General features: G+C 58.2%; 22 protein-coding genes. 11 read left to right on the forward strand and 11 right to left on the reverse strand.

Going from position 1 to position 22,637, the window contains the following annotated elements; all coding sequences use genetic code 11:
* Positions 1 to 116: 116 nt before the first annotated feature.
* The 3 genes from AC13Q5_RS14900 to AC13Q5_RS14910 all read right to left on the reverse strand — a co-directional run bounded on the left by AC13Q5_RS14900 (position 117) and on the right by AC13Q5_RS14910 (position 2,163).
* Positions 117 to 530: a hypothetical protein gene (locus AC13Q5_RS14900; RefSeq protein ID WP_488502158.1), complete on the reverse strand. Its 414-nt coding sequence runs from the start codon at positions 528 to 530 to the stop codon at positions 117 to 119.
* 108 nt (positions 531 to 638) lie between these two features.
* The gene (locus AC13Q5_RS14905; RefSeq protein ID WP_488502159.1) at positions 639 to 1,703 is read right to left on the reverse strand and encodes a tetratricopeptide repeat protein; all 1,065 of its coding nucleotides are present in this window, start codon (positions 1,701 to 1,703) and stop codon (positions 639 to 641) included.
* Between the two features lie 67 nt (positions 1,704 to 1,770).
* Positions 1,771 to 2,163 carry a hypothetical protein gene (locus AC13Q5_RS14910; protein WP_488502160.1) on the reverse strand — a complete coding sequence of 131 codons (393 nt, stop codon included), beginning with the start codon at positions 2,161 to 2,163 and terminating at the stop codon, positions 1,771 to 1,773.
* A gap of 447 nt (positions 2,164 to 2,610) precedes the next feature.
* Here AC13Q5_RS14910 and AC13Q5_RS14915 point away from each other — a divergent pair, with 447 nt between their 5' ends.
* From AC13Q5_RS14915 to AC13Q5_RS14935, 5 genes are all read left to right on the forward strand, one after another.
* On the forward strand, positions 2,611 to 3,486 hold the full coding sequence (locus AC13Q5_RS14915) for a hypothetical protein (RefSeq protein ID WP_488502161.1): 876 nt from the start codon (positions 2,611 to 2,613) through the stop codon (positions 3,484 to 3,486).
* A 77-nt stretch (positions 3,487 to 3,563) separates the two neighbouring features.
* The gene (locus AC13Q5_RS14920; RefSeq protein ID WP_488502162.1) at positions 3,564 to 4,361 is read left to right on the forward strand and encodes a lysozyme inhibitor LprI family protein; all 798 of its coding nucleotides are present in this window, start codon (positions 3,564 to 3,566) and stop codon (positions 4,359 to 4,361) included.
* Positions 4,362 to 4,491: 130 nt separating this feature from the next.
* Positions 4,492 to 4,950 (forward strand): hypothetical protein, encoded by a 459-nt coding sequence (locus tag AC13Q5_RS14925; protein ID WP_143525546.1) that lies wholly within the window; start codon positions 4,492 to 4,494, stop codon positions 4,948 to 4,950.
* A gap of 414 nt (positions 4,951 to 5,364) precedes the next feature.
* Entirely contained in the window at positions 5,365 to 6,390 is a 1,026-nt protein-coding gene (locus AC13Q5_RS14930) for a DUF4424 domain-containing protein (RefSeq protein WP_488502163.1), read from the forward strand.
* Positions 6,391 to 6,471: 81 nt separating this feature from the next.
* Positions 6,472 to 8,361, forward strand: coding sequence for a DUF4344 domain-containing metallopeptidase (locus AC13Q5_RS14935; RefSeq protein WP_488502164.1), 1,890 nt, complete (start codon positions 6,472 to 6,474; stop codon positions 8,359 to 8,361).
* Positions 8,362 to 8,433: 72 nt separating this feature from the next.
* On the opposite strand, the gene AC13Q5_RS14940 is transcribed toward AC13Q5_RS14935, so the two are convergent.
* Complete coding sequence (locus AC13Q5_RS14940) at positions 8,434 to 9,555, reverse strand: helix-turn-helix domain-containing protein (RefSeq protein ID WP_488502165.1); 1,122 nt, start codon at positions 9,553 to 9,555, stop codon at positions 8,434 to 8,436.
* A gap of 239 nt (positions 9,556 to 9,794) precedes the next feature.
* Between AC13Q5_RS14940 and AC13Q5_RS14945 the strand changes: the two genes are divergently transcribed.
* A complete protein-coding gene (locus AC13Q5_RS14945) occupies positions 9,795 to 10,373 on the forward strand; it encodes a TetR/AcrR family transcriptional regulator (RefSeq protein WP_488502166.1) in 579 nt (192 codons plus the stop codon).
* 78 nt (positions 10,374 to 10,451) lie between these two features.
* On the opposite strand, the gene AC13Q5_RS14950 is transcribed toward AC13Q5_RS14945, so the two are convergent.
* The 4 genes from AC13Q5_RS14950 to AC13Q5_RS14965 are packed head-to-tail and all read right to left on the reverse strand — an operon-like array spanning position 10,452 to position 14,215.
* A complete protein-coding gene (locus AC13Q5_RS14950) occupies positions 10,452 to 11,666 on the reverse strand; it encodes an MFS transporter (protein WP_488502167.1) in 1,215 nt (404 codons plus the stop codon).
* Complete coding sequence (locus AC13Q5_RS14955; protein ID WP_488502168.1) at positions 11,663 to 12,766, reverse strand: flavin monoamine oxidase family protein; 1,104 nt, start codon at positions 12,764 to 12,766, stop codon at positions 11,663 to 11,665. Before AC13Q5_RS14955 ends, AC13Q5_RS14950 begins: the two co-directional genes overlap by 4 nt.
* The gene (locus AC13Q5_RS14960; RefSeq protein ID WP_488502169.1) at positions 12,763 to 13,467 is read right to left on the reverse strand and encodes a cupin domain-containing protein; all 705 of its coding nucleotides are present in this window, start codon (positions 13,465 to 13,467) and stop codon (positions 12,763 to 12,765) included. The genes AC13Q5_RS14955 and AC13Q5_RS14960 overlap by 4 nt, the downstream gene beginning before the upstream one ends.
* A gap of 1 nt (position 13,468) precedes the next feature.
* Positions 13,469 to 14,215, reverse strand: coding sequence for an SDR family oxidoreductase (locus tag AC13Q5_RS14965; RefSeq protein WP_488502170.1), 747 nt, complete (start codon positions 14,213 to 14,215; stop codon positions 13,469 to 13,471).
* Positions 14,216 to 14,321: 106 nt separating this feature from the next.
* Here AC13Q5_RS14965 and AC13Q5_RS14970 point away from each other — a divergent pair, with 106 nt between their 5' ends.
* On the forward strand, positions 14,322 to 14,984 hold the full coding sequence (locus AC13Q5_RS14970) for a LysR family transcriptional regulator (protein WP_488502435.1): 663 nt from the start codon (positions 14,322 to 14,324) through the stop codon (positions 14,982 to 14,984).
* Positions 14,876 to 15,244, forward strand: a complete 369-nt coding sequence (locus AC13Q5_RS14975) for a LysR substrate-binding domain-containing protein (protein ID WP_488502171.1) — start codon at positions 14,876 to 14,878, stop codon at positions 15,242 to 15,244. The genes AC13Q5_RS14970 and AC13Q5_RS14975 overlap by 109 nt, the downstream gene beginning before the upstream one ends.
* Before the next feature lie 135 nt (positions 15,245 to 15,379).
* Here the strand turns inward: AC13Q5_RS14975 and AC13Q5_RS14980 are convergent, their stop codons facing one another.
* The 3 genes from AC13Q5_RS14980 to AC13Q5_RS14990 all read right to left on the reverse strand — a co-directional run bounded on the left by AC13Q5_RS14980 (position 15,380) and on the right by AC13Q5_RS14990 (position 20,037).
* Positions 15,380 to 16,813, reverse strand: a complete 1,434-nt coding sequence (locus AC13Q5_RS14980; RefSeq protein WP_488502172.1) for a DUF5939 domain-containing protein — start codon at positions 16,811 to 16,813, stop codon at positions 15,380 to 15,382.
* A 146-nt stretch (positions 16,814 to 16,959) separates the two neighbouring features.
* Positions 16,960 to 17,922: a class 1 fructose-bisphosphatase gene (locus AC13Q5_RS14985; protein ID WP_488502173.1), complete on the reverse strand. Its 963-nt coding sequence runs from the start codon at positions 17,920 to 17,922 to the stop codon at positions 16,960 to 16,962.
* 900 nt (positions 17,923 to 18,822) lie between these two features.
* Entirely contained in the window at positions 18,823 to 20,037 is a 1,215-nt protein-coding gene (locus AC13Q5_RS14990) for a pyridoxal phosphate-dependent aminotransferase (protein ID WP_488502174.1), read from the reverse strand.
* Between the two features lie 112 nt (positions 20,038 to 20,149).
* Between AC13Q5_RS14990 and AC13Q5_RS14995 the strand changes: the two genes are divergently transcribed.
* The 3 genes from AC13Q5_RS14995 to AC13Q5_RS15005 all read left to right on the forward strand — a co-directional run bounded on the left by AC13Q5_RS14995 (position 20,150) and on the right by AC13Q5_RS15005 (position 22,636).
* Positions 20,150 to 21,019, forward strand: coding sequence for a LysR family transcriptional regulator (locus AC13Q5_RS14995; protein WP_075856069.1), 870 nt, complete (start codon positions 20,150 to 20,152; stop codon positions 21,017 to 21,019).
* A gap of 187 nt (positions 21,020 to 21,206) precedes the next feature.
* Positions 21,207 to 21,974, forward strand: coding sequence for an aspartate dehydrogenase domain-containing protein (locus tag AC13Q5_RS15000; RefSeq protein WP_075856097.1), 768 nt, complete (start codon positions 21,207 to 21,209; stop codon positions 21,972 to 21,974).
* Positions 21,975 to 22,252: 278 nt separating this feature from the next.
* The gene (locus AC13Q5_RS15005) at positions 22,253 to 22,636 is read left to right on the forward strand and encodes a helix-turn-helix domain-containing protein (protein ID WP_075856070.1); all 384 of its coding nucleotides are present in this window, start codon (positions 22,253 to 22,255) and stop codon (positions 22,634 to 22,636) included.
* The last annotated feature ends 1 nt before the right edge of the window (position 22,637 follow it).

Raw genomic sequence — 22,637 nt, forward strand, 5'->3', positions numbered from 1 at the left:
CCCGGCGAACACGACCTCTCAACTCGAAGCGCGCGGCCGCATGTAGCGGCCGGCTCAAATAGCGATCGACGTACGGTGAGATTAGACATTCGCACGCGCGTAGAATTGCGGGAAGCTCAATCGGCCACGGAATTGACGACGCGGCAGAGATTGTCGCTCATGTTGGGAGCAACCTGGCCCTGCGGCACCATGAAGAGAGCATCAATCCGGCTACCCTTGCCGCTCTTTCTGACGACGACGCGAAGGGTCTGAGGGCGACCCGAACCGGTCGTTTCCTGCCGTGCGGTGAGCGTGCCGAGTTGTTTTTCGGCATTCACATCCACAAAACCCTCGGCCAGGACCGCCCGCGATACCTTGTCAAACGCAACGGCCGGGCTGACCGACGGGAATTCCATCCAGGTCTTATAGGTCACACCGGTCACGAGCGGAACACCGCTGCTTTGATAGTGCTGCGAGCATGTGCTGGCAGCAGCAGCCGAACTGATAGAGATGGTGGCGAGCGCGAAAGCGTAAAAAGCTGTCTTATACAAAGCGAAAACGTCCTCTGTTGATAATGTGACAATGGGTTTAGGGGGCAGGGTAGGAAAGCCGCGGCGGCCAATCCCAGGTGGGATGCGTGGCGGAGCCGATGATTGCGTTCATCTCTTCACCGATTCAATCGCCGACAGCATGTTGGCGCGGTGACGATCATCGGTCGCCGCCAGTTCGAGTGCCTTTTGAAAATCGGCCAATGCAGACTTAAAGTCCGATTTGCTTCGGTAAACCTCGCCTCGCACGAAATAGGTCGAGCTTGATCGATCGTTGAGTTCGATAGCCTTGTCGAGGTCGAGGAGCGCCTGATCGTTCCTTCCGATCTTGAAGTAGGAAAGACCGCGATTGCTGTAGGCATAGGGATAGGACGGATCGCTTTCTATGGCTTTCGTGAAATCCGCAATGGCGCTGCCGAAGTCGCCGGTCATGTTGTAGGCATCACCCCGATCGTTGAGCGCTCTTGTGTTGAGGGGGATCAGCTGCAAGGCACGGGTATAGTCGTCGATCGCTGCACCGTAGTTACCGTCCTTTACGTACAGACCGCCTCGCTGGACATATGCAACCTCGAAAGCCTGCTGCAGCATGCCCGACAGTTCAGGCTTGAGAGCAACGGCCTGGTTGAGATCGACCAGAGCCAGATCATATTTGTTTTCCGCAAGATAGCCGTTGCCACGTCCGGCATAGGCTTCTGCAAAATCGGGAGCAAGTGCGATGGCCTTGTTCATATAGCCGATCCTTGCTTCATGATCGCCATTGCGATCGGCAAGGGTGCCGAGGATGAGATAGGCCTCGGGATGGCTATCCGGCTGCAATTCTATCGCCTTCTTGGCGTCGGCGACGGCCTTCTCATAATCCCCTTTCGCAAACTCGGCATCACTTCGGCCTGCATAGGCGAGATCGGAGTTTGCATCGAGTTCGAGCGCCCGACTAAAGTATTCTTCGGCCAGATCCAGTTCGTTGCCGTCAATCTTGATATAGCCGGCATTGCTATAGGCAAGGGATCGGTCTGCACCTGTTTGAGTGTCGTCCTGGGCAATGGCGAGGCAAGTCGGCAAACTGTTGCATAGGGAGGTATCGTCGCTTCGTGCCGTCGCAGAGCCGGCGGACGTCGACTGTTGTGTCCCGGTCTGCTCGGTTGTCTGCACATCGTTTGCATCTGCGCGTGATGTCATCGCTAGCTGTGCTCCAAGAAGAGCACAGCACAGGAAGCTCGACAGCTGCATCGGAACGCGCACGCGACTACTCCGCCAGAGCCTTATCCAGCGCGGTCTTCTGTGCTGCGGAAGGGTTGCCCAAGTAGAGCTTTGGGCTCTTCTCGTCCTGGATCTCCGCCCATGCCTGCGTTCCATCCGCCTTAAAGAGGATTGCCGCCTGGCCATCGTTTGTCGCGTGCTGCTTGGCAAGGATGCTGATCGAGTAGTCCAGCGCGTCGATGGATATGGTCTTGACCGGTTCCGCTATGAATCTGTTCTCGTCGCGCACCCAGGCAGGCGTTCCCTTGGCCGATGACAGCATGGCCTTCCATGACTTGGCATGAACCGGGTCTTTCAGAAGATCGTAGAAGTTGGCGTCCTCGGCATGGGCGATGTTCGCCATGCCGACAATAGAAAGAATGAATAGGAGCTTGCGCATGAATCCTTGTTTGCCCTCTCACGACAGCGGATCACAAAAGGGGAGGCACATCGTCTCAAACGGAACCTCTGTCGCAGTCGCGATATCCGCATAGCCCGATGGCGTGATCGATGACAGCCGATTTCCGAATTCTGAACGCAAGTGCACTTGTTATGGATGATCCTACACTGCCCGGGCGCCGAACGTGAATGCCGGCTCGGCAGGCTCATGATGCGGCCAGCAATTTCAAGCTACGGTCCGGAAAAAGCGATTGTCGCGAAAGGAAGCGGTGCAAGCCCGCTGATGCGCTTTTCGATGTGGAATACCGCGAAAGCGCAATTCTAGACGGATGTGCACTCGAGATGGAGGGGAGTAGACCTCACGCAGGTCCGCACGTCTTGAACGGTACACAGGCGTTGAATAGACATCCCTGTATTTTTCACTGATGTTCATGTCTTCGAGGCCCTATTGATTACTCCCAAGCGTATCTTCCAACTGTCGGCCGGTCGTACTTTCCTTGTATTGGCCCTTCTTTTGGGTGGCGGTCCGATTGCGGCGGGCCAGGGCGCAGAGGTTGCGCCGAGCATACGGTCGCGGGTTCCGGGGCTTGAAATTGCGCTTCTATCACAATTGCCCAAAGCGCCTGCCTCGGCCCAATCCCGGGAGGAATGCGACGCGCTGGTCGTTCCGAAGAGCGCGGGCGGAAAGACGGCCAATGCTCTCGGCTGGGGAGTGACGGGAGAAGCAAAGCTCGGATCCTATGATGCTGTTAGCTTTGCCGGCGAATTCGAACCTTCGACCGCCGGTGCCTGTGAGATCAGTCAGGGCAATATCGCGCTCTTTAGCGGCACGCAGCTTTTCGCCATCATCTATGCAAATAAGAACAGCAAGCTATCGATCGGCAGGATCATCGCGGCCAAGGACAGCCTGCGTATTGTCGATGGCGACCTTGTTCAAACGCCTATTGGCGACGTTCGGCTCGTCGATAGCCGCGCGATTGAAGTCGAGCCCCTGGTGAAAGAGCAGTCCGTCTGTGGCGGACAGGCCGTGGTGCCAAATGTTTACGGCAAGCCCGTCGTCGAAGCCCGCGCGGCGATCATTGCCGAAGGGTGGGAGCCGTTTCGCAGTCCCGCTCCGGCCTATCAGGATTTCGTCGGCGACAATATTCGCAAGAGCGGGATCATCGAGGCGACCGATTGCTCGGGCACGGATCTGGCATCCTGCAGCTACTATTATCACAAGGGCGACATGGAGCTGAGCCTCACCAGCTACGGTGATAGCAAGCCGATGGTTTCGGACTATGAGGCCACCTGCGAACGATCCAAATGGCATAAGGCGAATTGACAGCCGCGCCCGGCAGAACCAATAGAGGAGCGCAGCTCACCATGTGTCGTCACCATTCCATTGCAAGAGTTCGACTGATGATCGCGGGCCTTCTGGCGATCCTGGGAGTGGGGCTTGCAACTCCTTCCTGGGCAATCGACTGCACCAAGGCGAGTGATCCGATCGATAAGAGAATCTGCGGCAATGCCGGCCTCAAGGCGGCCGACGCGGCTATGGGGCAAGCCTATGCCGCGCTCCTCAAATCAGCGCCGGATCCGGAAATCCGCTCGATGCTGGTGAATAGCCAACGCCGTTGGATCGCGGCACGCAACGAAGGGCTGAAGACCGGCTCGGATGGTTCGGCCATCCCGGCCGGAAAGCTGCGACAAGCGATCACAGACCGCACCGCGCAGCTCAGCGATCAATCAGAGAAGGGGTTGGTCATGCAAGCTCAGGCGCAGCGCCGTTTTCTTGCGAAATACACCGGGGGCGCCTTTGCCGGCTTCGATACGAGTTGCGAGTTCATTCCCAACGACAGGGAGGGGTCGAGCTATTCCTATCAATGCAGCGGCGCCATGCACGTCCAGAACAAGACCCGCCTTTGCAGCGCCAGCACGGAATGGGCCAGCTGGTCCCTCTATGAATATCATGCCGTCAGCACCATCGAAGGCGACAATGCGAAGCCCGCCGCTCTGTGCGACGACCAATCGGGCGATATCTGCGGCGGCGGCAAGGATGTGACCTGGACGCTCAACCCCGACGCGGATCAACATTTTCCATCGCCGAAGACGAACTTTGCCAAACTCGATGTCGAAGGCATCTGGCCGCTCGAAACGACGGATGCAGCCTGGTTCGACCAGTGCCTGACAAGCCCGATCTATCCGCCGGCACAGTGAGGGCAGCTTGGGAAGCGACCCAGGACAAGGCGGAATGAACATTCAGCGCCTGGATCTCAAGTAGGCGACATAGTGAACTCCGTTTCGACGGCAGAGAGAACCAATGGATATTGTTTTACCAGATGGATCCATGACTAAGACGACGAGGCCCCGGCGAGCGCTCCATGTCGGTCCATGGCTCGCCGCCGCTTGCCTATTTCTTATCGCCCGCACAGCGCTTGCCAGCGGATCCCTGCCGCCCGAACCTCTCGTGGCCGGCCCTTTTTCGAGCTTTGCCGCATGCCTGACCTATCTGACGGAGAAACATCGGGAACAGATGGCCCTGGCCATGCCAGAGCCCGTCGCAATGCAGGAGGGCGGCACACGTCAAACCCTGGTCTCGACCAAGGGTATCTCGCAAGGGCCTGGTGAACAGGCCCTCTATGAGGCCGAGGTCAATTATCAGAACCGCACCGTGGATGCGCCAACACGGTCGATCGTCACCAATAACTCCTGGGAGCGTTATTCCCTAAGCTGTCACGGCGCAGTCTTTAACGGGACAGTTCAACGCGGTTACGCGCTTTCGGCGGTTGAGCAGATGCCGCGGTAAATCCGGTTCTTTCGAACGGGGGTCGAACTTTGAGTGTTCTGGCGCAGGTTGCCTTCAAAATTCTGAGGACCTGCTCGTCAGCTATCACGATGGATTCTCGGAAATATGGACGGATGTACACCTGCGAAAGACGCGCGGAGATCGGTGCGGGCAACGCGCTCTGATAAAGGCCTTCGAGCCCTGCGCTCCGATGCCCGCAATGCCTTTGCAGGGTAGATCAGATATCGTCCTGAATCACGGCGGATCATGCAAAATTCAAGCTCGAAGCCTGTCATCTCCAGCAATCGAAATCCGTCGCGATCCCGTGGGCGCAACGATCTGCGGAAAGATGACTGCCGACCGGTCACCAGCATGGCTCGTGACGGACTCTACACGCCGCCCCTGCCATTCCCGTCAATTTAGAAAGACCCGGTCATGCGCTTTAGCCCGCTCGCCTGTATTGCCATGATACTGCTATCCACCCCAGCCCTCGGCGATGACAGCTCGGCCACGCTCGGAACCGGTGGCCTGGTCCTTCAGAAAACGGACAGGATCGCACTCGTCTCGGAGGATCTGTACCTGTCCGCCGCGGGCATTCGCATTTCCTACCGCTTTCGCAATCTGACGAACGCAGACTATACGACGACCATCGCCTTTCCGATGCCAGCATTTCCGGGCGGCGGATCCAACTCCACGACCGTCGTTCCCGACCCAGCGAACGACAATTTCATGAAATTCCAAACCGTGGTCGATCGGCAACCCGTTGCCTCGCAGCTTGAACAGCGCGCTTTCCTCGTAGCCGACGGTCGGCCAGACGAGGAGATTACAGACAGGCTCAAGGCGCTGCACATATCCCTGGTGCCGACAGCCGAGGCCACCGAGGCGGCGATCGGTCGCTTGACGAACGCGCAGCGCAAGGAGTTGGTGGATGCCGGTATCTTTGATACCGGCGAAGGCGATTATAACGGACAGCCAGCCACTCTCTATCCGCTCTGGACGCTGCAATCCAAATATTGGCGAAGCCAGACCTTCCCGAAAGGGAAGGAGATCGTCGTACAGCAGACCTATGTACCTGTGGTCGGCAGTCAGTCGACGCTGTCGCTCGGCGCTCCGGACATGGACGCGGATCAGCTTAAATCCTATCGCGAGAAGTTCTGCACCGACGAAACCTTCTTGAAGTCGGCCCGCTCTCTCTACAAGCGGATATCTGACGACAATGCCAAAGGCGTTCAGGCTTTCGAGCAGTATCTTTCCTATGTCATCACCTCGGGCGGCAATTGGGCCGGGCCGATCGGCGATTTCAAGCTGATCGTCGACAAGGGCGATCCCAAAACGCTGGTCTCCTTTTGCGGCAATGGCGTGAAGAAGATCTCTCCGACGCAATTCGAGATGGATATCAAGAATTACGCGCCCGACCGCGACATCGACGTGTTGCTGCTGCGAACCGTTTCCGGGCGGTGATTTTCCGACATGTACAAGCGCCTTCTCATGCCAAGCATGTCCTCTTCTACGACAGTCCACCTAGAGAACCGGAGCTCGCCGATGATGAATTTCGCCTTGAGGCTTTGCTTTTCCAGGAAAATCTTCTTTGCCCTGGCTCTTCTCCTGGCCGTTCCGTTCTCCGCATCGATCCAGCCTGCTTTCGCGCAGTCTTCAAACCAGGATGCCGCTCAGCCGGAATCTGAAAGCGCCGGCTCGATCGAGGATGCACTTAACATTTGGGAGAGGCGGCTCACGCAGGAAGGGCTCATTCTGCTCGGTTACTATAATGGCTTTGCCGACGGCTCCTTCGGGCCGAGTGGCCGCAACGCGATCGCAAGCTATCAGCGCGATCATAATCGTCCGGCCACCGGCAAGCTTTCGGCCCAGGACGCGCTTGAGTTGGGAGGGACGGCACTCGATCTGCGCAAGCAACTGCAATGGCGCGCACTGGACAGTTCCCTGACAGGCATGACGATCTCCTATCCCGCAGGCTTGCTGACCAAACGGCAAGGCAACACGCTCGGCGGTGAAACCCTGCAGACGGAGGATGGCGCCGTCGGGCTGAAGACGGCACGTTTTGCCAATAGTGGCCCGGGCGATATCGATGCAGTCTATCAAAATCTTGTCAGTGAGCAGGGCAGCACGATCACCTATCAGCTCAAGCGTCGAAACTGGTTCATCGTCTCGGGTACGGCCGGGGATCGTAAATTCTATTCGCGTTTCGAGCAGAGAGGCAGCGAAATCCGCGGCTATGATCTTAGCTGGAACGCCGACAAGAACAGCAAGATCATCGAAAACATCTCCGTGTTGATTTCCAACGGCTTTTATCCGTTCGGAGAAAATCCGGCTGACGGCGATCCGAGCTACCCGACATTGACGAAACTTGCGGATCTCGCAAGTGCCAGCGGCCGCGGATCTGCACCAAATGGCAATGGTTCGGCAGACAGTTCGACCGACGGTCAGACGCAATCGGAGCAGAGCAATGGTTCCGCTGACAGCCAAACGGCGCAGGCTGGCAGCGATGACGGGCTTACGGAACAGAAGGACGGCGCACTGCCGCCACCTTCGGACGGTTCGTTGGTGACATCAGACGGCAAGGGATTGCGCTTCGTCTATCACTATTTTCCGCCGGAAGATTCAAAGCTGAATTACGCCTACAAATGGGCCGTCGATACCCACCTCTTTTTGAACATTCCCGAAATCGACGGTCTCGACGGACTTTTCGTGACGCCGCGTCCGCTGCACTACGTCACGCGGCAATGCGATACGGTCAATGCATTTTACAACAAGAAGAACGGCGCGGTCTTTCTCTGCTATGAGATGATCGACAGTCTCCTGCAGATGGGCAAGGCGCTCTCGAAAGGCGCATCGGACCCGGAGGCGTTGACGATCGAGTTCGTCAAGGACAATCTCCGCTTCATCCTGCTGCACGAATCCGGTCACGCATTGATCGACCTGCTGGATATTCCTGCTGTCGGCCGCGAAGAGGATTCCGTCGATCAGCTCGCCGCGGTCCTATTGCTTTCGCATGTCGATGATAATGAAACCAAGAACGATATTGCCCGCGTTCTCCAACTGGCGTCCGTCTGGTTCAAGGTCAACAGCCAATCGTCGAGCACGCCGGATACGGCGTCGTTTGCGGACGAGCATTCGCTCGATGCGCAGCGCTACTTCAACCTGCTCTGCATGGTCTATGGCCTTGATCCGACAAGCAACAGTGCGATTGTTGACAATGGCATGCTGCCGAAAGAACGGGCGGCCCGCTGCCCCGACGAAGCTTCCAAGATCAATCGTTCCTGGGCACGGCTGATGCTCCCGCATTTCTCGCCAAGATTCCAGCCGAAGTCGGATGACGGCAGCGGCACCCAGCAGAACACGGAGACCTCCCAGCAGCCGACAGGCGGCAACCCGCTCGAATGGGACGGAAAGGCTAACCCGTTCGGCAAATAAGTATCGTCGACGTCGACACCACTGCAAACGAGAGAATGACGGATGGTGTCGGCTGTCGGCTGGCAGATGTTTTCAATTGCCGGGTACGCCGAAAGGCAAGGTCCAGCCCGCAGGCCGAGTATCATCCTCTCGACGGCGATGAGAAACAACGTGCTTCAGCGATGAGCCGGCGCGTATGTTCTCCAAAGTGTCACCGGGAGTGTGACCGAATTCGGCTTTGAACAGGCGGTAGAAGTATTTCTCGTTGGAGAAACCATGCCGCCAGGCGATCTCGGCGATATGAGGCTGCGGCCGATTGGGATCCGCCAGCATTTGGTAAGCGCGATGCAGCCTCCTGCGCTGTATTTGCCGCATGACCCCACCGCTGCCTTCGAACAGTTGATAGAGTTTTGCGCGCGACAGGCCGACGTCCCGGCAAATCCGATCGGGCGTAAGATTGGCATCCAGCAAATGCGCATCGATGTAGCGCAGGATCCGATTGAAGAGCGCATCTCTTATCGGGCTGGCTGCTTCAACGACCGTATCCGGCGTCAGCGAAACCGAAGCGGTCAAAAGCTGCAAGGTCGATTGAACGACATAGGGGACTTCGTGCTCGCCCAGGCTTGCAAGGTTTCGCGACAACGAAAGGAGATGGTCTCCAAGGAGACGACCGACGCCACCTGCGAGAGTCAGCCCGTGCAAAAGCTGGGTGCGGCTCGGCAGGAGATCTCTCGGCACCACCAAAGAGATCACTTCACCGGCGGCAACCATACCTTGGTTCACTTGAGCGGCATCAAGAACGAAAAGATCACCAGCCGATTTTACGGGTTGATCGGTGGTCCATCGGCACAGGAATTGGCCGCTCACCATCAAGGTGAAACGGAAGAAATCCTGACCGTCGCTTCGTATATGTCGCTCTGTTCGATTGACCTCATAGGCGGAAGGTCGGGCCTGATTGAGCCACCGCCTGGCGGATAGGATAAGGGGACCGAGAGCCGCACCGCTTGCTTCAGCGTCGAACGCGATAGGAGCATCATCCCGCAATATGCAATCGCAGTGATTGTCGCTGACCCAAGCGTGAAACCGATCTTTTTCAGGAAAGTCGAGTGTCGAAAAATTGAACATCAAGGTCGAATATATCTGGGTCACGGGGACTGTTTGCTTATAGGCCCGGGGCCTTTGAGCGATAGGTAGAGCAACCGGAGAATGCGACAATGGGGTTACGAGCAAACGTTTTGCGTGCCCGCACAAAATCTCGTCCGGCAGCCTTGCGGCAGGGAAATGCGACGGGATGGCTTTCCGTTACATTCATGGATTCACGCAGACTTAGGAAGCACCATCGGCGCCGATTTGACTATTTAGATAGAACGGTCAGTATAGAAAGTCCATATGGGAATCGCTGGACAACGAAGCATAATCTGTCCATTGCAGAATGAACTTCGCTTGAGGCATCGATGAGCCCGAAAAAAGAGCAACTTATCCTCATTGCGACCGACCTGTTTTCAAGGCATGGCTTTCATCCGGTCGGCATAGACCGCATTCTGGCCGAAGCCGGTGTCGCCCGCATGACGCTCTACAACCATTTCCCCGGCAAGGATGACCTGATTACCGCGGTGCTCGATCGCCGCTATCACGACATCATGGCCAGTCTTCGGGCATGCGTTGAGCCGATGGCTTCGGCAAAAGAACAATTGAGAGCTATTTTTGCCTGGCACGAGGCATGGTTCGGCACCCCGGAATTTTCCGGCTGCCTTTTCGAGCGCGCACTTGCCGAATTCGGCACCGATTATCCAAAGATCTCTGCCGTGGCCATTCAATACAAGAAGACCATGACGGCATGGATGACTGACATGCTGAAGGCGCTTTTGCCGGAACCAGCCGCTGCGCGCATCGCTACGATCCTGATGATACTTCTGGACGGCGCGACGATCGATGCTCGCGCTTTTCATGATCCGACCATCGCGACAAAAGCTTGGAATGCCGCCGAGGCCGTCATCGAGCAGGAAATACTGACTTCGATGAGGCCGGCGTGAGATCGGTTTGAAATAACGACACGCATGGAATCAAAAACTTAAAGTGCGTAGAGCGAATCTGAAAGATCGCGACGCACTTTAGTTCAACGACGCAGGCCATTTGTTCCGCGCCCAAACGAGAGGGACCAAAACCAGAGCGACTGCCGGTAGAACAATCCAGTTGATTGCCTCCCATCCCGAGCTGTGAAGCAGCGATCCGGAGAAGAAAGAAGCGCAAGCGACGGTTCCGAAGACGAGGAAGTCGTTTGCGCCCTGGACCTTACTTCGTTCCGCAGGGGTATGGCAGTCGGCGACCATCGAGGTTGCGCCGATAAAGCCGAAGTTCCAGCCGATTCCCAGGAGTACGAGCGAGCCCCAGAAATGGGCGATGTCGAAACCGGAGAGCGCGACGGCGGCCGAGCAGCCGATCAGGAGAAGCCCGACGGCCGCAACGCGCTCCTTGCCAAACCGGACCATGAGGCGGCCGGTGATGAATGAAGGGCCGTACATGGCAAGGATGTGCCATTGGATTCCAAGCGCCGCCTGGTCGATGGAATGGCCGTGTCCGACCATGGCGACCGGGGAGGCCGTCATTACGAAGGTCATCAGGCCGTAGGAGACGACCCCGCTCGCGATCGCAAGCAGATACCAGGGAGAGGTCAGGATCTGCAGGAGCGGGCGTTCGGCGGCGTCGGTTATGCCCTTCGATTTCTGTGAGGATGGCGCATGCAGGCGCCACAGGACAGGAAACGCCAGAACGGCAAGCATCGCCTGGCTGATAAAGCTCCCGGCGAATGCCGTGCCGGGAACCGCGTCCCTGGTCCAGATGACGAGTTGGGGACCGATGATGGCGGCGATCAGGCCACCGACCATGACACGGGCGATCGCCTTCTGCGCTTCCGCGCCAGTCGCGTTGTCTGCCGCCGCAAACCGGTAGCTCTGGACGTAGGAGGAGTAGAAGCCGGCGATGCAGGTTCCGAGGCAGAACACGGCGAAACTCGAGAGGATGATACCCGCAGCGGCGATCAGGCCCGAGATCATTCCGATCATCGTTCCGAAAAGATATCCGCGTCTTCGCCCGAACCGGCGCATGACATAGGCGGCCGGCAGCGTTCCGAGTGCAAGGCCGAGATTGAGTAAGCTTACCGGCAGGGTGATGAGGCCAGGATCGGGGGACAGATGCTGTCCGACGAGCCCTCCGAGCGAAATGACGATAGGGGCGTTTGCCCCACCGAACGCCTGAGCCACCGTGAGGATCCATGCATTGCGTTTGCTGGCGCTTGTATCGACCGGTTCCTTATGTGCGATGTTCATTTCAATTCCATTCGCGAGAGGATGTCGGCGACGGCACGTTTGGCGGCCACGACAGCTCCTGCGAGATATCCGGGCTCGGAAGGACTGGTTTCGCTTCCTGCCAACAGCAGACGGTCTTCCCAGGAGCCGGCGACCCATTGCGGGCTTCCCGACACGGGATGCGCGCCGCCCGTTCTGTCGGCGTCGGTGGCCGTGAACGGATCTGCCGCCCAGTCCTTGAAGACGGTCGCTTGCGGTGACTGCGCCTCAGCTCCGAACAGCCTCGTCAATTGTGCGATGCATGCAAGCTCCAGTGTTTCCTTGTCGATTGTCGCCCGCGCTTCGGCGCCTACACCGAGAAAGCCGAAGAGCGCGGGCCGGCCTGAGGCAGAAGTCGCATCATGAATTTCGACGAGGGGGCCGACCATGCTCTGGGCTGTTCCGGAAAGTGCGTTCGCCCGCCAGAACGCCTTATCGTAGATGGCGAAGAACTTTGCATGCGGGGCCATCCATGTCGGGGTCTCGCGCCAGCGAGCGGCAATCTCGGGATCTTGAGGGGGTACGAACATGACGGTCGCCTCGAGGAGCCGCGGAGGCAGGGCGGCGACCACGCGATCGGCATTGAGGCTCTCCGTCCTGCCGTCATTCGTTTGCAGCAACAGCTCGACGCCATCGCCCTTCAGCGCCATCACCGTCACCTTGGTTCCAAGAAGAATGCGCTCGGCCGGCAGCCGCCTTGCCAGCGCCCGCACGGCAGCACCCGTGCCGCCGGCGAGCCGCATCGACTGCTGGTCCTGTGTTACGGGCGAATATCTCTGCGGCCTTTCGCGCGACATCCGCTCGAAAACCACGTCGCCGGCGCTGTGCTGAGGGAAGGACTGCAGATCGAGCTCGTCGATGAGGGTCGCCATCGCCGGCTGCATCAAAGGCCAGTACCAGGACGGGCCAAGATCGAAGCCATCCTCCGATGGCTTCCCGTCATCGCCAACGGTCAGGATCCGGCCACCGAGCCGGTCACGACCCTCGATGAGAGTGACGTCGACGCCGGCGGAATGAAGCGCTTGCGCCGCATAGAGGCCCGAAAGCCCGGCACCTATCACGGCTACCTTGGAGGTCTTCATCTATCCGGTCCTTCCTGGGGCGGCGCATCGAACACCTGGACGTCTTCGTGCAGAAGCGGGGCGGACTTGTACCAAACGCGCGCACCTAGAGGGCCGGCCTTGGCATGAAGCTTCAGCCCTGCTGGAAGGCGCAGCCAGCTCCAAGAACCGAGAGTGTCGCCGCTTTCGGTGAAACCGCCGCCGATGACGAGCAGTTCCAACCCCTTAGGATTGGCGACCTCTACGTCGGCGCCTGCCTGCCACTCCTCCATCACGACGCGTTCGTTCGATCCTTCGAAGAGGACGGTCGACGAGATGACACCTGAGCGAGGAGCGGCTGCCTGACCGTCACCGGGCAGCCTGACGATGCGTTCGCGGTCGGCAGCCTTGAACTGCCAGAGCTTGACGAGAATGGTGCAGCCGCTATCGCTCCTGGGGGCGTGTCCGGTTCCGGGTGGATTGCGCACGTAGGTGCCGGCTGGAAAATTGCCGCTCTCATCCTGGAACACGCCGTCAAGGACGAGGAACTCCTCGCCGCCGGGGTGCTGGTGGTGCGAGAAGCTGCTCTCGGGTGCGTAGCGGACGATGGAGGTTGCGCGGGCCTTCTCATCGCCGATCCGAAACAGCATGCGCCGTTCGACGCCCTTGGCGGGGCTGGGCACCCATTCGAGCATGGCGGCATGGACGAGCGTGCGCTTGGTGAGATCTTCATTTAACAGCATATCAGAGCTCCGATCTGCCGCCGTCGATGACCATCTCCGCACCGAGCATGTAGCTGGAGACGTCGCTGGCAAGGAAGAGAACTGCGGCGGCGATCTCCTCCGGCCGTCCCATGCGTCCAACCGGCACTTGCGCGCCGACACGATCCGCATAGGCGCGAAACTCTTCCTCGGTCTGATTGTTTCCGCGATGGATCGGCGTTTCGATCGAGCCGGGGCTAACCGCATTGACGCGGATTTTGCGATCGAGCAGCTCGGCCGACATCGTCCGCGCGAAAGAGCGGACGGCCGCCTTCGAAGCGGACAGGATCGCCCGGCCAGGGGTCCCCACCTGGTTTAACCAGGACGTGTTGAGGATGATCGAGCCACCCTGGCGAATAAGGGGTAGGGCAGCTTGCACGGTGAAGAATGCACCCTTCACATTGGCATCCATGATCTTGTCGTAGGTGGCTTCGTCCGTGGTCGCCAAGGGCGTGCCGAGCGCGACGCCGGCGTTGACAAACAGGATGTCCAGAAAAGCGAAGGCCTGCTCGACTTCGGTTTTCATCCGGGCGAGATCAGCAGTCGAAGTGACATCTGCCCGGATCGCGACGACGTCGCCACCGAGTTTCGCTGTCGCCTGCGACAGCTTTCCTTGTGAGCGTCCGGTAATGGCGACACGCGCACCGTTGTCCCGCAACAGCTGGGCGGCGGCAAGTCCTATTCCGCTCGATCCCCCGGTCACCAGGGCGTTCTTTCCTTCGAGAACCATAGCTCAATCCTCATGTCTGCAATGATCCATACCTAGACCCCGCCATTTGCAATCACGAGGAAAAGCCGCCATATCGGGAATAAAGAAAATCTTTGTCGTGGCCGATATGAGAAACCTCACCAGATTGAAATCGCTGCAGGCATTGGAAGCAGCCGCAAGGCACGGAAGCTTCGTTGGTGCGTCCACGGAACTCGATGTCACGCCGCCAGCTGTCGGGCAGCTTGTCCGCTCCCTGGAAGACTGGGTCGGCTATCCGTTGTTCAAACGAACCCGCTCTGGTGCCGAACGGCTGACGCCCGTCGAGGAGGCGCGGGACGCACTCGACGATATCGCGCAGGGGTTGGACCTCCTTGAGTCCGGGCTGCGAAAACTGCGGGGCCGCAAGGCTCGTTCGGTCGTGGTGGTAACGGCATCGCAGGCGCTTGTCGCCAACTGGCTCCTGTCAAGGCTCGAGGACTTTTCGGCAGGCCATCCCAATATCGACGTTCGGCTTGATGTCTCGGATCGCGTGATCGACCTGTTCCAGGGAGAGGCCGATATCGGTATCCGATGCGGGCTCGGCTCATGGAAGGGCGTGAAATCCACCTTTCTCATGGGGGAGGAGATCATCGCCGTCTGCCATAACAAGCTCCTGCCGCCGGACCAGGAAGTCACGGCCGGATGGATCGCCGAGCAGACACCCTTATCCACGATGGGACGCCGCACCCCGGCGGGGACTTTCCGACCTGGGGTGAATGGCTCGCCCGATCCGGGGCCAATCAACCTCTGACCGATGGCGGATTGAAGATCAACTCGACTGCGGCCGTCATCCAGGCCGCTGTGACCGCGCGGGGCGTGGCCCTCGTGCGCAAGGCACTCGTCGCCCAGGAGCTGGAAAGCGGTCGTCTCGTCCATCTCATGCCGGAAGTCCGCTGGCCCGTGAAATGGGCCTATTACGTGGTCGCATCCGCGAAGGCTCTGCGCCGATACGAGGTAAGTGCGTTCCATGATTGGCTGGCTAGCCGCCACGCGGCATCATCAACCGTGTAGGCAACGTGGCATTTCAGGCCGCCGTCTACATTGAGCGCTTAAGGTGAATGCGCATTGCGTAGCGGCGCGATCATCTAAGCGAAAACAATGACTTCTGGTGCATAGTGGCAGTAGGGATTCATGTCGATCAGCAGGCTAGGGCTCCATCCTGGCTATATGATAAATCGACATGGCCTTGCTGACGCCCTTGAGTTCCGCCTCGTTTTTCGCGAGCGGGTAGGGCGCAATAATTTCCGCCACAGCCGGTGCGCGATACACGTCTTCCGTAATGCAAATCTCATCGCCATCGGCAAGGTTCTGCACCCGCGCCGCTATATTCACCGTCTGACCAAAATAATCGAGACGCTCGTTGAGCGTGACCGCGATCGCAGCGCCTCGATGCACGCCGATCTTGAGGATGAAATCACGTTGCAGGCGATCCCGGTTGAGCTGATCGACCGCCTCGCGCATATCAAGTGCTGCCTGCACCGCATCGGCCGACGTGAAGAATGCCGCCATTACCGCGTCTCCGATCGTCTTGGTAACGGCGCCATTGTGCCGAACAGTGGCGTCGAGAAGATGCTGGAAGTGCCGCTGTACCTGAATATAGGCGTTAAGATCGCCTATCCGCTCGTAGAGCGCCGTGGAGCCCTTGAGATCGGTGAATACGAGGGTAACGTCGAGAACCGCAATGCCCTCTGTGGCACTGATCACCTCCGAGCGAAAGAAGTCGCGAAAGGTTTGCGTCGTCAGCAGTCGCTTGCCGGACAGGGACGGCCCGAATTGAAGTCTCTCGCGCTGAAACGTCGCTGACGGAAGCTGCAGGATGCCGAATACCACGGGCAGTTTACCAGCATTGTGAACTTCGAACACGATCTTCCCGGGCGTGATGTCTGCCGCGGCAGCCACGCATTTGCCGCGGTCGAGCATGACCGGCACATGGGGTGGCGTCAAACCCGCCCCCTTTTCGACGGGGAAGAAGAATTGAGCGTCGCTTTCGAAATCCTGGCCCAGGAGTGCGCCTTCGGTGGCATCAACTTCAAGATTGACCGTGGAACCAGGCTCTATACGGGTAAGCACCCTCACCAGCTGTTTGGCGGCCTCGCTCCATGGCACCCCGTCCGGCATGATGCCGCCCGACGTCAGCTTATAATGGAAGACGTAATCCCAGGCTGAAAGCGCGTCCGGTTGATGGAAGCGGATGCTGCGCACTGCGGGCGACACCGTAAATGTCACCGTGATGTAATCGTCCAGCGCGGCGTCGTAATCGCTTTGACAGAGGTAGCAATGAAAATGCGTGTGCAGTTTGCGCAGGCTCCGGAAGCTCTCGACGACGTCCGAGCACATCGGACACACAAGCAGCCAGTCCATATCGAATAATCCGGCCATGCACGCATGGAGAAAAAGATCGATCGCTTCAGCCTCGGCAATCGACTTTTCCTTGGCGAACTCAATCGGATTGATGCGATAAAGCGCCTCGTCAGTACCCGAGCGCAGCAGCGTCTCCAGCCGCGAGACGACGCGCGGGCTCCAGGATTTGGCCGTTTCGACCACGATCAGGCGTTCTTCAAGTTTCTTTTCGTCGATCATCGCACCGCACCGCGATAAAGCCTCGATCGTCCTCAGCATTCCGTCAGACGTCAATACACAATTCACGAGCTCGAAGCGAGCCCGTCAAGGCTTCTTGCGGGGGGCAGGAAGCCCCCAGCACATCCAAGCGGAGCGTCGTTCGATTGCTACACCGTCTCGATCGTCCGCGCGATGCAGTACGCCTGACTGATCTTTGCGACTTCCTGGCGCGAGCCAAAAATCACCGGAACCCGCTGATGCAACGAGGTTGGTTCGATGTCGAGGATAGCGGTCTTCCCGGCGATGGCGGAACCGCCTGCCGCTTCGACCAGAAAGCCGATCGGATTTGCCTCATAAAGTAGACGCAGGCGGCCGCCGGAAGCGGGTTTGCTTCGATCGGCGGGATAGAGAAAGATTCCGCCGCGGTTGAAGATGCGATGTGTGTCGGCAACCATCGAACCGACCCAGCGCATATTATAGCCAGGGGTTCCGATGGACCCGTCGACATATTCGGTAATGACGTCGTCCCAAGACGGGCGGCGTGCCGCATTGATGGCGAATTCCCTGGTTTCCGGCGCGATCCTGGCATCCGCAGTCGTCATCACGTAGACGCCGTGCTGGTCGAGCGTGAAAATCTGTACGCCATTTCCAATCGCAAGTACCAGATTGGTTTGCGGTCCGTAAGCGGCGTATCCCGCCGCCAGTTGACTGCGGCCGTTTTTCAAAATCTCGGCCGCGGAACTCGCCTCGATGATGGAAAAGATCGTTCCGACCGTTACGTTGACGTCAAGATTGGACGATCCATCGAGTGGGTCGAAGATCATCGCATATTCGCCAGCGGGATGAATGAGCACTTCGGCGTCGAGTTCTTCCGATACCGCGAAAGCAACTGCCGGCGATTTGCGGCATGCCTCGAGCATGATCTCGTTGGAAAGTATATCGAGCGGCTTCTGCGTCTCGCCCTGGATGTTGATGGCATCCGTTGCACCCGTCAGACCTGACAATGACGAGCTTCTGAGCTTGTCCGAAATCTGCCGGGTAGCCTCGGCGATATTGCTGAGGATGGTGACCATATCCTCATTCAACAATGTTCCGCTATGGGCATCGAGATACGCTTCGAATGTCGTCATCAATGTTTTTCTCCTGCGGGAGTGGTATCGTTACGGAATTCAAACAACGCCCAGCGAAGTTGAGGCTGAAGGGCGCGCAAGGCGGCCCGCGCGGAGGTCAAAGCCTTCGACGAAATTCGGACGCAAGCCTCGGATGTCCAAACTCGAAATGATTTCAACGGAAGGGCATGGCGGCTACCAGGCGGTCCGAGCGGTGCCGAGCGCATATGAGAGGCACGACGAAACGTGCACGGCGAGGGGTTTGACGGTGATGGCGCAATTTCCAGGACAGAATAGCTTATGTGCGTTCAGATGCTTCAGCAGCTCATCGACAGTGCGTTTGTCTGTAAGCGGAAATGAAATCGTCATTGCGCGTTTCCTACAACGGATGGAATAGCGTGGCGCAGTTAGGAGCGATTTTCTTCGCGCCGCAACAAGAATTTTTAAATGCGCAAATTAAAATCGATTAGCTTCGCATCTCGATTTTTTAAGATCGATTTAAAAAAGTGCGCGATCGAATTTCGATTGCGGCACGGGGCTCGCGGCCCATGTTGTTGCCTCGATATCGGCAAGAAGGAAGCTCTCGATGAGCGCAAACGTATCGGCTATTGGCCAAGTCGGCCGCGGCAATTCTGCCCCGGCGGATGTCTGCAAGATCGAGTATCGCAATGTCGGTCGAATGACCAAATTTCAGCTGCCTTGATTCCGTCAGGCGCCCGGCGCGGCACCTACCAGTTCGGATATACTCACGGTCTGAAGACGGAACTTCCTCCAATGCCCAAGGGGGTGAATTTTTAGCCGAAGCAGGCAATTTGGTCTGCCGCAACGCATTGTCGTAGTGGTTCAGCGAGATGAAACGATCCGGCTTTGCGCCAGAAAATAGGAATTGTTCCACACGACAACCGCATTGCGGAGCCAGTTTCATGCACGATATCGATCGACAAGCGAGACGAGACGTTCCACTGCTGCGACTGCGGCGGCGTGGTCCTGCGAGAAGTTCAGGCGCACGCTGCTGTCGCAGAAGGGGCTGAACTCGGTGCCAGGCGTTACGATGACGCTTGCCTGCAGCCGGAGGATTCGCACGAAATCCTTGCCGCTTACGGCAAGGGGAGGCAATTGCGGGAAGATATAGCTCCCCGCCTCGGTGGTACGAACCTGAATGCCTTTGGTCGCGCGGAATAGCCTGAGGAGGTCATCGCGAATGGCCTGATGTTGACGCACGCGCTGATCCATCCAGCCTTCCGGTTCGTTGAACCAAGTCCGGAATACCGCCTGACTATACCCGCCGGCGCGCAACGATACGATCGCCTGCAGTTTTTCCATCCGGTTGATGATCGCCTTCGAGCCGAAAGCGACGCCCAGGCGGTAACCGCTCAGCGACTCGGTCTTCGACGGACCCATGATGGTGATCACGTTTTCCGCGTCGATGGCTTCCGCGCGTAGATGTGCATAGTCGATGCCAGAATAGAGCAGTCGCGAATAAAGCTGGTCGACGATGACGGTCGCGCCATAGCGACTGGCCAGCGATGCGATCGTCTTGATCTCATCGCGCGAATAAACGACGCCAGCCGGGTTGTTCGGGTTGGAAAACAGGAAAACTTTTGCACCAGCCGCAAAAGCATCTTCCAGTTGACCGAGATCGAGGCCTGCACGACCCTCGGCATTCAGGTAATCCATCTGAATGGGCATCATATGGCCCTCGCAGAATTCCACCAGCTTGCGGTTGGCGAAATAATCCGGCTGCACCACCGCAACCTTGTCGCCATGCGCGACGGTGGAGGCAACGGCGAGGAACAGCGCGCCTTGCGTGCCGGGTGTCAGAATCATGCCGTCGGCGGCATCGATCGGGGCGCCCGTGAAACTTGCAAGACTGGGCGCAAGCTGCTCGCGGATCGAGAGATCACCGCGGTATTCGGTATAGGCCTGCCTGCCGCCAGCCTCGACACCTGTGGTGAAGACCTCGAAAGAGCCCGGTGTCGGCGTAAACGCATCGACGTCGCCATGGGAAAAATCGACTTGACGCCCCGCGATCTGTTCGCCGCGCAGCAAAGCTTCGATACCGCCGACCTGCTGCCGCACTTCCTGGCCTGGCGCGGCATCGGTGCCCATGCGCTCGAACTTGGCTTGAATAGTCATTGAAACTCCCTTCATCGGCGCGAAAGCCGCAAAACCGGAACGTTACGGTACCCTGGTTTTAAAGCAATAAAATATGCTTGCCAGTTTCTTCAGAAGATAGAAAATATATCTTATGGATACGAAATTCCTCGAAAGCTTCCTTATCGTCGCCGAATGTGGATCGGTTGCCGAAGCCGCACGGCGCTTGAATATGACGCCGGCGGCAGTCGCTCAGCGCATAAGGGCGCTGGAGACGGAGCTCGGGCAGGCATTGGTTTCTCGCGTCGGACGCACGGTCCGGCCCACCGCCGCGGGCCTTGCCGTGCAACGCCACGGACCGGCGCTTGTGCGCACGGCGCGAGACCTGCGAGCAATAGCCGCAGGCGATCTCCCGAGCGGGCAACTTCGCCTCGGAGCGACGGCGACGGCCATGACCGGCCTCATCCCGCAAATTACGGCGACCCTGAGCGAGCGTTTCCGGCAGATCGACTATTTCCTTCAGCCCGGCTCATCCGTGAACCTCTACCATGCGGTTTTGTCGGGTGAGCTGGATGCCGCCCTCATCATCGAGCCGCAATTCCCGATTCCGAAAGCATTCGGCTGGTCGACCATCCGGCGCGAACCTTTGGTCTTGTTGGCGCCCGCGGAGCTGGAAATTCACGATTTGCATCTGACGCTTACACAGCAGCCCTTTATTCGCTATGACCGCAATCAGTGGGGTGGCCAGATCGTCGATCGTTACCTCCGCCGTCATGCCATCAGCGTGCGCGAATGGGCGGAACTGGATGCGCTGGATGCCATTGCGGCGCTGGTCAGTCGCGGACTGGGCGTCGCGCTTGTTCCCGACTGGGCTCCGCCGTGGCCAGAGGGTCTGCGTCTGCAAAAATATCGAATGGAAGATGGCGAACTTCGCAATATGGGTGTGCTGTGGGCGAATTCCGGCCCACGGATTGCTGCCATTCGCGCTTTTGTCGAGGCCTGCGAAGGGTTCTCCAAAACTTGAATGACGGCTGTTTTGAGGTTTCAACCGTACCGGTGCGGCGCGGTAGTGATGTTTTGAAGTACCTTTCGCTTGGCGCCCGAGGCCTAGGAGATGTCGAGGTGCGGTTGCCGGGGCGTTGAACCCAAATCGCCAAGGCATCGCGACGAACGTCGAGGCCACGGCGTCAGAAATCTATGTAGGGGGAATAATGAAATATAGAACCATAGGAATTATTGGCGCAGGCGTGATCGGCAGGAGCCTGTTCGACTATATCAGTAGTCTGGAAGGGGTCGAGATCGCTTATGTTCTCGTATCCGACAAGAACAAACATGCGCAGAATGCCTCCATGGCTGCCTTCGTCACGGATGATGCCGATCATGCGCTCGACCGGAAGGCGGACCTTGTACTCGAATCCGCGACACCGGCTCTTCTGAGCACGCTGGGACCGGATATCCTTGCCCATTCGGACCTCTGCGGTTTCAGTTGCTCGGCGCTCGCGGATCGCGCTGTGGAAGCGGCGATACATGCGGCAGCCAGCAAGAGCGGACGGCGTTTCTTCGTCCCGCACGGTGCCGTACTCGGTCTCGATGGTCTGTGCGACGGCCGCGAACAAATCGAAAAGGTTGTGATAACCACGACGAAAAGCGGTGCGAGTCTTGGTCAGCCGGCCGATGCCAGGGGAACGCTCTTCGATGGTTCGACCCGCGAGGCCTGCATCAGGTTTCCGCGCAACGTCAATGTCCATGCTGCCGTTGCGTTTGCGGGTATCGGTTTCGACCGCACCCGCAGCATCGTTGTTGCCGATCCCGATACCAAGGCGATGCGGCACCATATAGCGGTTTCCGGCAGGGGTCTCGAATGGGATATTTCGGTGAGTTCGCAGTCGCTCGGCGGGGTGACCGGCTCTTATACCCCGGCTTCGGCCATCGGATCGCTGAAGCGAATTCTCGGCGACGATGTTTTCGCCAACGCCTAATGTTGCAAGGCAGCCGAGAACGGCTGTCTTGCAGAATTTAAAGATATGAGAGGGGGGAGGAGCCAGCTCGGCGGTGCCTCTCCTAAAGTGCGATACGGCAGATAAGATGATCGTCGATGTGGTTGCAGCCGTGAAGGACGATCTTGCTATGTTCTTGATACGGTGATCGGAAACTTCCTGCCACTGTGTATAATTGGCTTTGAGTACATTGCTGGAAGATTGTGAATCCAAGGGAAACCTGCGAACATGAAGGCAGTTTCTCTTCTGGCGGTTCCCTGATGGACAAAAAAACCGATGCGATCGATGTCGAAGTTGGATTACGCATCCGGTTGCGCCGGGAGGAATTGTCAATTGCGCAGAATGTACTGGCCGAGAAGCTCCGCATAAGCCCTCAGCAGCTCGATAAATGCGAATGCGGCGTCGAAAAAATCAGTGCTGGCCGCCTGCTGCGCATTTCAGAAATCCTCGATGTGCCGGTCATGTTTTTCTTCGAAAGTGCATCGGACGACGCCTATCCCTCCAGGGAGGCGCTGGCTGATTTTCGACTTGCGAAGCATCATAAGGCCGTTCTGCGGACAGCCTTATCCGGGATCGAGGACAAGCGGTTACGAGCGAAGATCCTGGCTTTCGTGCAATCATCAGAACCCGACAACGAGCGCTGAC

It is taken from the genome of Martinezella sp. CNPSo 3964 (assembly GCF_057784375.1).

Excerpts from the sequence above, each read along its gene's own strand:
- AC13Q5_RS14960 (WP_488502169.1), bottom strand. The coding sequence starts at position 13,467 with ATGCTGTTAAATGAAGATCTCACCAAGCGCACGCTCGTCCATGCCGCC.
- AC13Q5_RS14980 (WP_488502172.1), bottom strand. The coding sequence starts at position 16,813 with ATGATCGACGAAAAGAAACTTGAAGAACGCCTGATCGTGGTCGAAACG.
- AC13Q5_RS14925 (WP_143525546.1), top strand. The coding sequence starts at position 4,492 with ATGACTAAGACGACGAGGCCCCGGCGAGCGCTCCATGTCGGTCCATGG.
- AC13Q5_RS14985 (WP_488502173.1), bottom strand. The coding sequence starts at position 17,922 with ATGACGACATTCGAAGCGTATCTCGATGCCCATAGCGGAACATTGTTG.
- AC13Q5_RS14955 (WP_488502168.1), bottom strand. The coding sequence starts at position 12,766 with ATGAAGACCTCCAAGGTAGCCGTGATAGGTGCCGGGCTTTCGGGCCTC.
- AC13Q5_RS14905 (WP_488502159.1), bottom strand. The coding sequence starts at position 1,703 with ATGACATCACGCGCAGATGCAAACGATGTGCAGACAACCGAGCAGACC.
- AC13Q5_RS14920 (WP_488502162.1), top strand. The coding sequence starts at position 3,564 with ATGATCGCGGGCCTTCTGGCGATCCTGGGAGTGGGGCTTGCAACTCCT.
- AC13Q5_RS14975 (WP_488502171.1), top strand. The coding sequence starts at position 14,876 with ATGGATCGCCGAGCAGACACCCTTATCCACGATGGGACGCCGCACCCC.
- AC13Q5_RS14910 (WP_488502160.1), bottom strand. The coding sequence starts at position 2,163 with ATGCGCAAGCTCCTATTCATTCTTTCTATTGTCGGCATGGCGAACATC.
- AC13Q5_RS14945 (WP_488502166.1), top strand. The coding sequence starts at position 9,795 with ATGAGCCCGAAAAAAGAGCAACTTATCCTCATTGCGACCGACCTGTTT.
- AC13Q5_RS14935 (WP_488502164.1), top strand. The coding sequence starts at position 6,472 with ATGATGAATTTCGCCTTGAGGCTTTGCTTTTCCAGGAAAATCTTCTTT.
- AC13Q5_RS15005 (WP_075856070.1), top strand. The coding sequence starts at position 22,253 with ATGGACAAAAAAACCGATGCGATCGATGTCGAAGTTGGATTACGCATC.
- AC13Q5_RS14965 (WP_488502170.1), bottom strand. The coding sequence starts at position 14,215 with ATGGTTCTCGAAGGAAAGAACGCCCTGGTGACCGGGGGATCGAGCGGA.
- AC13Q5_RS14995 (WP_075856069.1), top strand. The coding sequence starts at position 20,150 with ATGGATACGAAATTCCTCGAAAGCTTCCTTATCGTCGCCGAATGTGGA.
- AC13Q5_RS15000 (WP_075856097.1), top strand. The coding sequence starts at position 21,207 with ATGAAATATAGAACCATAGGAATTATTGGCGCAGGCGTGATCGGCAGG.
- AC13Q5_RS14990 (WP_488502174.1), bottom strand. The coding sequence starts at position 20,037 with ATGACTATTCAAGCCAAGTTCGAGCGCATGGGCACCGATGCCGCGCCA.
- AC13Q5_RS14970 (WP_488502435.1), top strand. The coding sequence starts at position 14,322 with ATGAGAAACCTCACCAGATTGAAATCGCTGCAGGCATTGGAAGCAGCC.
- AC13Q5_RS14950 (WP_488502167.1), bottom strand. The coding sequence starts at position 11,666 with ATGAACATCGCACATAAGGAACCGGTCGATACAAGCGCCAGCAAACGC.
- AC13Q5_RS14930 (WP_488502163.1), top strand. The coding sequence starts at position 5,365 with ATGCGCTTTAGCCCGCTCGCCTGTATTGCCATGATACTGCTATCCACC.